The 1,110-nt window shown below is 44.4% G+C and carries 1 protein-coding gene; it reads right to left on the bottom strand.

Annotated elements, in window-relative coordinates; all coding sequences use genetic code 11:
• Positions 1–891, bottom strand: an 891-nt coding sequence (locus R7M72_RS25540; RefSeq protein WP_318056518.1) for a BCCT family transporter, incomplete at its 3' end; no start/stop codon positions are given.
• Positions 892–1,110: the final 219 nt, after the last annotated feature.

Raw genomic sequence — 1,110 nt, forward strand, 5'->3', positions numbered from 1 at the left:
ACCAACAAGGATAAGCAGCAAAAACGCTACAACCATGTTGATGTTACTGATCACTTTTACGCCGCCGTCGATACCGCGAACAACAGAAACCACTGCGAGCAGAGTAACCACAGTGATAACTACAATTTGCAAACCTAAACCAGGTTCAACACCAAATACATGGTGAATACCACTTGCCGCCTGCTGAGCGCCCAAACCAAGTGATGTCGCTAGACCAAATAGAGTGGCAAGTACTGCAAGAATATCAACGATATGGCCAGCCCAGCCCCAAGCGCGATCGCCCAATAATGGGTAAAAGATCGAACGCATTGATAGAGGCAAACCTTTGTTGTAGGTGAAAAATGCAAGTGAAAGTGCCACAACGCCGTAAATTGCCCAAGGGTGAAGACCCCAGTGGAACATCGTCGCGCCTAGCGCCAAACGTGCGGCTTCTGGTGAGTTTGCTTCTACGCCGAGTGGCGTTTCGTACCAACCAGTGAAGTAAGCCACTGGTTCTGCCACACTCCAGAACATCAAACCAATACCCATACCGGCTGCGAACAACATCGCTAGCCAAGACATGAATGAATAATCAGCGACGGCATCTTTACCGCCTAAGCGTATTTTCCCGAGCGGCGACACAATCAACGCTAAGCAGAAAATAACGAAAATGTTACCAGCGATAATAAACAGCCAGTCGAATGAACCAATGATCTTCCACTTAAGCCCATCCAATGCTGTCTTCGCGGTATGAGCATCTAGAACTAATGCTGCGACAAGAAACAGTGCAATAAAGCCTGCACTAATACCAAAAACTGGGTTATGAACGTCAAAGCCCCACTTTTGAACGTTGTCTTGACCTACCGTATAGTCGGTACTGTCAATACTGTACTTATCTATACCCTTTGTCATCGTTCCTCTCTATTTTTGTATTATTTTTTCCGTACCAAACAAAAAATCGTTCGAACACGATACGTTTTACATTCCGTGAAAGCGGAAGATCCTATCATTTGAGGCGTTTTTGTCTATCTTTTGCTGTTAAAAAATCCAATAACTTACTTTTCAGTCGGTAATTTGCATTACAAAAAGCGCAAATCTCCACACCATTAATTAGACCACAAACAATTATTG

Origin of the sequence: Vibrio sp. YT-18 (genome assembly GCF_033337345.1) — a bacterium.
GTDB classification, from domain to species: Bacteria; Pseudomonadota; Gammaproteobacteria; order Enterobacterales; family Vibrionaceae; genus Vibrio; species Vibrio alginolyticus.